This window comes from Pseudomonas folii, assembly GCF_014357575.1.
GTDB classification, from domain to species: domain Bacteria; phylum Pseudomonadota; class Gammaproteobacteria; order Pseudomonadales; family Pseudomonadaceae; genus Aquipseudomonas; species Aquipseudomonas folii.
Genome location: NZ_JACONW010000025.1, coordinates 41,430 through 50,837, shown reverse-complemented (window position 1 = coordinate 50,837; position 9,408 = coordinate 41,430). Strand labels below are relative to the sequence as shown.

Annotated in this window: 8 protein-coding genes; 6 read left to right on the top strand and 2 right to left on the bottom strand. The window is 58.3% G+C overall.

Annotated elements, in window-relative coordinates:
- Nucleotides 1–195: 195 nt before the first annotated feature.
- The gene (locus H8S59_RS08015; protein ID WP_176469993.1) at nucleotides 196–468 is read right to left on the bottom strand and encodes a DUF1652 domain-containing protein; all 273 of its coding nucleotides are present in this window, start codon (nucleotides 466–468) and stop codon (nucleotides 196–198) included.
- Nucleotides 469–826: 358 nt separating this feature from the next.
- Between H8S59_RS08015 and H8S59_RS08010 the strand changes: the two genes are divergently transcribed.
- The 6 genes from H8S59_RS08010 (at nucleotide 827) to H8S59_RS07985 (ending at nucleotide 8,731) form a co-directional block, all read left to right on the top strand.
- Nucleotides 827–1,945 carry an MFS transporter gene (locus H8S59_RS08010; RefSeq protein WP_187521069.1) on the top strand — a complete coding sequence of 373 codons (1,119 nt, stop codon included), beginning with the start codon at nucleotides 827–829 and terminating at the stop codon, nucleotides 1,943–1,945.
- A 285-nt stretch (nucleotides 1,946–2,230) separates the two neighbouring features.
- On the top strand, nucleotides 2,231–2,911 hold the full coding sequence (locus tag H8S59_RS08005; protein WP_187521068.1) for a hypothetical protein: 681 nt from the start codon (nucleotides 2,231–2,233) through the stop codon (nucleotides 2,909–2,911).
- 65 nt (nucleotides 2,912–2,976) lie between these two features.
- A complete protein-coding gene (lexA, locus tag H8S59_RS08000) occupies nucleotides 2,977–3,594 on the top strand; it encodes a transcriptional repressor LexA (protein ID WP_095101433.1) in 618 nt (205 codons plus the stop codon).
- Nucleotides 3,594–4,211: a translesion DNA synthesis-associated protein ImuA gene (gene imuA, locus H8S59_RS07995; protein WP_187521071.1), complete on the top strand. Its 618-nt coding sequence runs from the start codon at nucleotides 3,594–3,596 to the stop codon at nucleotides 4,209–4,211. The genes lexA and imuA overlap by 1 nt, the downstream gene beginning before the upstream one ends.
- Nucleotides 4,212–4,220: 9 nt before the next feature.
- Nucleotides 4,221–5,636 carry a Y-family DNA polymerase gene (locus tag H8S59_RS07990; protein ID WP_187521067.1) on the top strand — a complete coding sequence of 472 codons (1,416 nt, stop codon included), beginning with the start codon at nucleotides 4,221–4,223 and terminating at the stop codon, nucleotides 5,634–5,636.
- On the top strand, nucleotides 5,633–8,731 hold the full coding sequence (locus H8S59_RS07985) for an error-prone DNA polymerase (protein ID WP_187521066.1): 3,099 nt from the start codon (nucleotides 5,633–5,635) through the stop codon (nucleotides 8,729–8,731). The genes H8S59_RS07990 and H8S59_RS07985 overlap by 4 nt, the downstream gene beginning before the upstream one ends.
- 131 nt (nucleotides 8,732–8,862) lie before the next feature.
- Here the strand turns inward: H8S59_RS07985 and H8S59_RS07980 are convergent, their stop codons facing one another.
- Nucleotides 8,863–9,300: a response regulator gene (locus H8S59_RS07980; RefSeq protein WP_095101441.1), complete on the bottom strand. Its 438-nt coding sequence runs from the start codon at nucleotides 9,298–9,300 to the stop codon at nucleotides 8,863–8,865.
- Nucleotides 9,301–9,408 lie beyond the last annotated feature (108 nt).

The window sequence follows — 9,408 nt, the reverse complement described above, 5'->3', positions numbered from 1 at the left end:
TGGTCGCCTGACCAACGTGTAGAGCATTGTAGGGCGCGCGATGACGTGGGACCGGCTTCAGCCGGGAAGAGGCCACCTCAGGCACTAAAATTGTGTCGTCATAGATATCGCCTTCCCGGCTAAAGCCGGTCCCACGTCAGTTGGCGGCAAACATGGAATCGCCGGCGGAGAGAGGTAGAGCCATGCCAGTGCTGTTCAGGCCCCTACAGCCCGCAATGGCACGAACGACTCCAGTTCTGCCTCGATGGCCTCGATGATCAACTCCACCTCACTCGCGTTCATGACGGTTGAGCAACGCAAACCTGCAACTGCGATGACCGTCTCGCCACTGGCCCGATCGAACAGGCGGGCTACCATGCTGCTTGGGGCGTCCATAGTGGCTTCAAAGCCCACCGGGTGGAAATGCCAGCGCATCAGCTGACAAGCATTGGGGAACGTGACTTTGTTCATGAGGCCCACCTCTTTCAAACGAGCATGTTCATGGCTCAAATGGGGAGGCAAGGGAGCTGTCTAAACGGCAGCAAAAGCTGGGTGGCCCCGGTATGGATCAGAGAATTCCTACCTCGGCCGATGTGCCTTCCTGCAACATTTCCGAACAGTCCTTACGAAGATCAAAAGTAGCACTCCTGCGGAACACCAGGAGGGATTTTTTTGCAGTAAATGAAAAATATTTCGTTTTATTGATGTGAAGCATGCTCGTTATTCCTAAAGGCTCTTTCGGTTATGCCGTTGCATTGAAAAGGCTATTTGCGCCGTCACAGGGTTGTCATGAGTAGCATTGAGACGGCATCCTGCGGCTCCGCTTTGTAACCGGATCTTTCTGGATATGGCTTCGGCTCCGCGCACCATTGATGTGGTTTCCCGTCGTTCTGCAATCGTTCTGGCGCTGTGTCTACCCAGCGATGTCTTGCTGTATCTGTTGCTGCCCATGCATGTGCAGGCTTTTGGCATCAGCCTCGCGCAAGCGGGTGTGCTGCTGGCGGCCAATCGGCTGGTGCGGATATTTGGTTACAGCTATGTGGTGCGCTATTACGCACGTCATGGTGACCGGCCTACGGTGATGCTGGCTGCAGCGACGGCGGCGGTTTGTGCCTTGGGCAATGCTTTCATTTCAGGTTTCTGGTGGTTACTGATTCTGCGTCTGGGATGGGGGTTGGCCTACGCGGCCATGAATCTTTCGACCCAGGTGCTGGCTACTTCGGAACTGACGGGGGCCGCGCACCGCTCAGGTCGTTCAAGGGCATTTATCGCTATCGGCCCCATGATTGCGTTACCGCTGGGGGCTCTGATCAGCATCGAGTTTGGTCCGCGTGTGATTTTCATGGTGCTGACCGTTGCGGCACTTATCGGCTGGTGGCTTGCACGAGGTCTGCCTGACAGCCCGCATGTGATGCCAGCCCCCACAGGTCGACGCTTCAAAGCCCCGGACAGTGTTGCCATCTGGTCATTCATAGAAGGCGTTGCGCTGGATGGTCTGTTTATCTTCAGTCTCGCATTACAGGCGCAGACCGTGATGGGCGGCAACGGCGTTATCGTGGCAGGCGTTCTACTGGCTCTGCGTTATGTGTCAGAGATGGTGCTGAGTCCTGTCGGCGGGCGTGCTGCGGACCACTTTGGCGCGGTGCGCATGCTGGTGGTCTGCTCCTTGTTGACGTGTCTTGCACTCATCGCGTTTGGCTCTCACTGGTTGATACTGGGCGCGGGCGGGGTGCTGGTTCTACGTGCCGTGCAACTGCCGCTGGTGACGACGCTTGTTGCCCAGCGCAACCCCGGTCCTGATCGCGTTCAGGCATTGGCGGCCAATGCTGTCTGGCGGGATATCGGCGCGGGCATCGGACCTTTGTTGGCCGGATTATTGTTACCTGTTACTTCAGCCGTATGGGTGTATGCTCTCGCAGGTCTGGCGGTAGCGCTCAGTGCCGTATTTTGCGGGCTTCGCAAGTAGAAGACCCAGGCAGACGCAGTGTTTTATCCTTGAGAAAACACACATCCAAATAAACCTTAGTCTTTGATTTGTCCGGCTTTAAGGAGTGTCCGGTGAAACCTTAGGGGCGATTTTGACTCTTATTGGCACGTCAACAAGATCGAAACATGTGCGCGTTAGGCTGTGGGGCGTATCAGGGACACGCTTCGGAGTGCTCGAAAAAGGGAGTTGTACGGGGTAGCTGACCCGGTAAGGGAGGCATTTCACGCTACGCACCTCACTACTGCACATCAGAATCAGAGACCCATGAAAATTTCAAAATTCCCCATCCTCAGCCGGTTTCAGCGCCGCTGTGCCTGGCTTTTTGTTCCCGTGGCATTGGTCGCATCCTCTATAGCACTGTTGAGCCTGGGCAAAGGTGTACATGCCGAACCCAAGAATGGTACTCAGACACTGGTGTTCATGCGCCATGCGGAGAAACCCTCCATGGGTCTTGGGCAGCTCAATTGCCAAGGCCTGAACCGCGCCATTGATCTGTCCGAGTTGCTGCCGCGGCAATTCGGTAAAGCCAATTTCATTTTTGCCGCCAACCCCAGTCGTCATGTGGAAGAGGGCGAAGGTGATCAATCCTATAGCTACCTGCGGCCATTGATGACCGTTGGCCCGAGCGCCATCAAGCTGGGTTTGCCGGTCAATATCGACTTCGGCGCGAATGACACCGGCGCGCTGGCGGATGAGTTGATGCGCGACAAGTATCACGATGCAACCATCTATACGGCCTGGTCCCACGGCTACTTGCCTGAGTTGATCAACAAAGTGGCCGAAGAGGCTTCCGGGAAGAAAATCAAACTTCTGGATGACTGGACCGGTGATGACTTCGATTCAGTGCTGGTCCTGACCCTCAGGTGGGTTAACGGTAAAGCTTCGCTGGAGTACGAGAACTACAAGCAAGGGCTGAACGACGGCGCTGAGGGTTGTCCGAGCTGATTTTTTGAGTGCCGCAAGACCCGGCGACCAAATGCTCTAGCCAGAAATAACGCAATGGAGTACAAATGTACTCCATGAGCACATTATCTCCCAAACGCAGCGCCATCCTGACCTTCATCCGCGATCGTATCGCGCAGCAAGGTCAATCCCCGAGCCTGGCCGAAATCTCCGAAGCCTTTGGCTTTGCTTCGCGCAGTGTGGCCCGCAAACACATTATTGCCCTGACCGAAGCGGGTTTGATCGAGGTTATGCCCAATCAGGCCCGGGGTATCCGCCTGGTTCAGTCCGCGCCACGTCCCGAGTTGCTGGAAATTCCTGTCATGGGCCGCGTGGCAGCAGGTATGCCGATCGGACCGGACGTGGACTATCACGACACCTTGCTGCTGGACCGCAGTACTTTTTCTCGCGTTCCCGATTACCTGCTGCGTGTTCAGGGGGACTCGATGATCGAGGATGGCATCCTTGACGGCGACCTGGTGGGCGTACACCGCAGCAGCGATGCTCATGACGGTCAGATCGTGGTGGCACGGCTCGACGGCGAGGTAACGATCAAGCGCCTGCAAAAGGGGCACGATGCCTTTGTCCTGCTGCCGCGTAATCCAGCCTATGCACCCATCGTGGTAGAGGCGGACCAGGACTTCGCCATTGAGGGTGTGTTCTGTGGCCTGGTGAGGCGTGCATGATGGGCGCCGTGGTCAGTCTCGATGCGCTGCTAGACGAGCGCCGGGTCTGGAAAGGCCGGCAGCCCGCAGCGCCCGTCGGCTTGCAGCCCACTGGCCATTCAGCGCTGGACAACGTGTTGCCTGCGGGCGGCTGGCCAGCATCGGCACTCAGTGAAATTCTGGTCGCGGCCGATGGCAGTGGCGAATTGCGTCTGCTTTGGCCGACGCTGGCCCGGCTGGCCGACAGCGGCGAGCGTATCGTGCTGGTGGCGCCGCCTTACATTCCTTACCCTCAGGCCTGGCTTGCGGCCGGCATAGACATGCGTCAGGTCAGTCTGGTCCAGGCCAGTGAGCGCGATGCGCTGTGGGCAGCCGAACAATGTCTGCGCTCTGGCAGTTGTGGGGCTGTGCTGTGTTGGCCTCGTCAGGCGGATGATCGCGCCCTGCGCCGCTTGCAAGTGGCCGCCGAGACGGGGCAGACCCTGGCTTTCGCCTGTCGGCCCATGACGGCGATGCACAATCCGTCGCCCGCTGCGTTACGGATCGCCATCGATACGCGGCCTGAGCAATTACGTGTACTCAAATGCCGGGGCGGTCTTGCACCGGTCTCTCCCATTCCGTTCTCTACTGACGCCTGAGGTTCCCCTATGTTGTGGGCCTGTGCCCTGCTGCCACAAATGGCACTGGACGGCGTCATGCGCCGTCGTTCCGACCCCGACGAACCTCTGGCGCTGCTGAGCGGCACTGCGCAGCGGCGTATCCTGCAAGCGATCAACCCGGCGGCTCGGGCACTCGGGCTGCGCTCCGGTCAGTCGTTGACCAGTGCGCAGGTGCTGGTCAGGGATTTTGCCACGGTGGAATACGATCCTGCCGAGACTGAACGCCTGCACCGCTTGCTGGCCGCCTGGGCCTATCGTTTCAGTTCGCAGGTCAGCCTCAAGTATCCGCGGGTTTTGTTGATGGAGATCGAGTCCAGTCTCGGCCTGTTCGGTCCATGGCCGGTGTTCGAGGCGCGACTGCGTCAGGAACTGAGCGCACTGGGCTTCAGCCATCGCATCGTCGTCGCGCCCAACCCGGTAGCGGCGCGGATGTTGGCCAATGCCCATGACGGACTGGCCGTTACATGCCCCCGCGATCTACGCCAGAAGCTTGAGCAGATGCCCCTGGATCGGCTTGGTCTGGGCCGTGAAGTTGCCGTAGCGTTGTCCCGTATGGGGTTGCGCAACCTGCGTCAGGTACTGGCTTTGCCACGCGATACGTTGGCGCGACGCTTCCCGGCGCAGGTCTTGCAGCATCTGGATTCCCTGTTGGGGGAGCGCCCGGTTGCACTGGAGTGCTATGTGCCTCCGGATTATTTCGACGTACGCATCGAGCTGAATTTCGATGTTGAGTCTCATCAGGCGTTGCTTTTCCCACTCAAGCGCCTGATTGCAGATCTGGCCGCTTTCCTCGCCGGGCGTGACAGTGGCGTGCAGCGTTTTGGCCTGTATCTGGAGCATAACGAAGGGCCAGACAGTGTTGTGCCTGTCGGGTTGCTCAGTGCCGAGCGCGAGGCTGGCATGCTGTTTGAGCTGGCCAGAGGCAGGCTTGAGCAAATTCAGGTGACATCACCTGTGAAGGCCGTACGCTTGCTGGCCCGGGATCTGCCAGCTTTTGTGCCTGCGCATCGGGAACTGTTCGATGAGCGCCCGCAACAGGCCTTGCCCTGGGAGCAACTGCGCGAGCGATTGCGGGCTCGGTTGGGTGATGACTCCGTCAACGCATTGCAGATGCACGCCGACCATCGCCCTGAATGCGCATGGCAACGTAACGCACCTGGCAAAGCCCGGCCCACTGCGCCCAAAGTCCCCAGGCCGGGTTGGTTACTCCCTGAGCCACAGCCATTACAGGGCGTAGGAACACGCATTCTTGCCGGCCCCGAGCGAATCGAATCGGGTTGGTGGGACGGTGGCGATGTGCGTCGGGACTACTTTCTGGTTGAAACTCGCAACGGACAGCGTGGCTGGGCTTATCGCACTGTTGGCGAACAGGGTGATCTGTTGCTGCATGGCTGGTTTGCATGAGCGATCAATATGCCGAGCTGCACTGCCTGTCGAACTTCAGTTTCCAGCGCGGCGCATCCAGTGCCATCGAGCTGTTCGAACGCGCCAAAGCCCACGGCTACTCGGCGCTGGCAATCACTGACGAGTGCACCCTCGCCGGAATCGTCCGTGCCTGGCAGGCCGCGAAAAAAACCGAATTACCCTTGATCGTCGGTAGCGAAATACAGATTGCCGACGGTCCCAAGGTTGTTCTGTTAGTTGAGAATTTGCAGGGCTATCAGGCCCTCTGCCAGTTGATAACTGTAGGTCGACGCAGAGCCAAAAAAGGTCAGTATCAACTTTTTCGTGAAGACTTCAGCCTGCCAATGTCAGGGCTGCTGGCCTTGTGGGTTCCGGATACCGAGCTGACAGACAGCACCTTGCATGAGCAAGGCCTTTGGCTGAACAGCCATTTTGCTGATGTATTGTGGCTGGCCGTCGAGTTGCATTGTGGGCCCGATGACCAGCATCGTCTGGAGAAACTGCTGGCTCTGGCGCAAAGCCTGGAGATTCCGCCCGTCGCCAGCGGTGACGTGCACATGCACGCGCGGGGGCGGCGGGCCTTACAAGACACCATGACCGCTATCCGTCATCACACAACCGTGGCCGAAGCGGGCCATCATCTGTTTGCCAACGGCGAGCGTCATTTGCGTTCGCCCAGGGTACTGGAGGCGCTCTATCCCGAAGTGCTGCTGGTTGAAAGCGCTCACATTGCCCGGCGCTGCTGCTTTGATCTGAAGCAGTTGCGTTACGAGTATCCCCACGAACTGGTGCCCGCCGGGCACACATCCACCTCGTGGTTGCGGGAAAAGACCGAGGAAGGTGTAAACAGACGCTGGCCACTTGGGCCTGCTGCCGAAACAAGGACACAGATCGAAAAGGAACTGGGCCTTATCAGCGAGATGAAATTCGACAGCTATTTTCTGACGGTTCATGACATCGTCCAGTTCGCTCGCAGCCGCCATATCCTTTGTCAGGGCCGTGGCTCGGCGGCCAATTCGGTGGTGTGCTTTGCGCTGGGCATCACTGAACTGAATCCGGAAAAAAGCAACCTGCTGTTCGAGCGCTTCATTTCAAAAGAGCGTAATGAACCGCCGGATATCGACGTGGACTTCGAGCACGAGCGTCGTGAGGAGGTCTTGCAGTACGTATTTCAACGCTATGGGCGGGGCAGGGCAGCGCTGACGGCAGTGGCCAGCACTTACCACGGCACGGGCGCAGTGCGTGATGTCGCCAGAGTGCTGGGGTTGCCGTCTGACCAGATCAATGCGCTGGCCGATTGTTTCAGCAGTTGGAGCGATGAGTTGCCATCGGTGGAGCGCCTGCGGGAAAGCGGTTTCGATCCAGAGACGCCGATACTGCATCGGGTACTGACACTCACCGGCGAGCTGATTGGCTTCCCCCGGCACCTGTCGCAGCACCCCGGTGGTTTCGTGATCTCCGAACACCCGCTCAACACCCTGGTACCGGTTGAAAACGCTGCCATGGCTGACAGGACCATCATCCAGTGGGACAAGGATGATCTGGATGCCGTCGGCTTGCTCAAGGTCGATATTCTGGCGTTGGGCATGCTCAGTGCGTTGCGTCGAACCTTTGATCTTGTGCGCCGCTATCGGGGAGACGAATGGACCCTCGCAACACTTCCCGTAGACGATCCGGCCACCTATGAAATGATCAGTCGTGCGGACACCGTCGGCGTTTTTCAGATTGAATCCCGCGCGCAGATGGCGATGCTGCCCCGTATGCAGCCCAGGAAGTTCTACGATCTGGTGATCGAGGTAGCCATTGTTCGTCCGGGCCCTATTCAGGGGGACATGGTTCATCCTTATCTGCGCAGGCGTAATGGCGAAGAGGAAGTAACCTATCCGCCCCGGCTGGAGAAAGTATTCCAACGTACCCTGGGCGTACCGTTGTTTCAGGAGCAGGTCATGGAGGTGGCGATCATTGCTGCCGATTACACGCCCGGCGAGGCGGATGAGTTGCGCCGCTCCATGGCCGCCTGGAAGCGTCACGGCGGGTTGGAGCCACATCGGGTGCGTCTGGCTGAACGGATGACCGCCAATGGTTACGAGCCTGCCTTCATTCAGCGAATTTTCGAGCAGATCAAAGGTTTTGGCAGCTATGGATTTCCGGAGTCTCATGCAGCCAGTTTTGCCTTGTTGACTTACGCCAGCTGTTGGCTGAAGTGCCATGAGCCTGCGGCATTTGCCTGTGCGCTGATCAACAGCTGGCCGATGGGCTTCTACAGCCCGGACCAAATCCTGCAGGACGCTCGTCGTCACCACATCGAAATTCGTCCGGTGGACGTGCGCTACAGCAACTGGGATTGCTCTCTTGAGCCTGTCGATCACCCTGACCGGAATCGCTCACTGGCATTACGCATGGGACTTCGCATGGTTCGGGGGTTTCGCGAAGAGGATGGCCTGCGGATTGAAGCGGCCAGAGCGAGGAGTGCGCTAGTGGACGCCACTGACTTGAGTCAGCGCGCGGGGCTGGACGCTCGGGCGCTGGAACAACTGGCCGATGCCGGAGCCTTGCGTGGCCTGATCGGGCATCGCCATCGGGCACGCTGGGAAGTCGCGGGTGTAGAAGCTCAACGTCCCTTGTTCGGCCCTGAGCATACTCCCGCGGAAACCCAGGTTGCTTTGCCATTGCCGACAGTTGCCCAGGACTTGATGGCTGATTACGCCATGACCGGCACCACGCTGGGGCCCCATCCGTTGGCGATGTTGCGCCGTCAGTTGACTGCGAAACGGTTTCGCAGCTCAAAAGATTTGCTGGACCTTGAGCATGGCCGGACGTTAAGCGTCGCCGGGCTGGTGGTCGGTCGGCAGCGTCCGGGAACGGCCAGCGGCGTAACCTTCGTGACGCTTGAGGACGAGTTCGGAATGGTTAACGTAGTGGTCTGGCGCGATCTTGCCGAGCGGCAGCGCAAGGTGCTGGTGGATTCGCAATTGCTTCAGGTGTTTGGTCGTCTGGAGTCACAGGGCGGCGTGCGCCATCTGATCGCTCAACGTCTTTACAATCTGACGCCGTTACTGACCGGGCTGGATGTACGCAGTCGAGACTTCAAATAAACGATCTGCCAGCCGTTCGGCGTGTAGATTGAAGGGCAAGGTGCCGACTGGCTGGCAGATGGTTTAACGTCTGGCGACGGCCTTTAAGGTTTGAATCGAAAAGGCAATTCGGGAGTTTCAGGCTGCGTTTCTCAGCGAGTCTCGCTGGCAGGTACGCTCAGTGGAGCTTTACTGGCATTAAGCGTGTCGTGGACACCGTCAAGCAGTTGGGAAATGGTCCAGGGTTTGGCGATAAACAGAACATCCGCAGGGAGCTGCTCGCTACCCGGTGTTCCGTGCCCTGACATGACAACAATGGGAATGCCCCATTTGGTGGCAACCATATTCGCCAACGCAATGCCATCCATGCTGCCGGGCATGCGTACGTCGGTCAGCAGTAGCGAGACATCCGCCGCATGCTTCTCGAGATACTCAACCGCCTGATCGGCATTTTCCACAGACTCAGTCCTGAAGCCGCCCTCGAACTCCAGAATCTCCTGCACAAAGTCCCGGATCATCGGTTCGTCTTCGACGATCAAGATCAGATCCTGGTTTTGCGAGGACTCCCCATACTGCGGTGATTGAGTCATTTTTCCCTTCCTCAGCCTCATACATTAAAAATCGGGAAGCACAGCAACGTGGATCCATTTTGTTGCTCCCCGATATCTGAACAAAACAAACCCGAAAAAATTCATTTT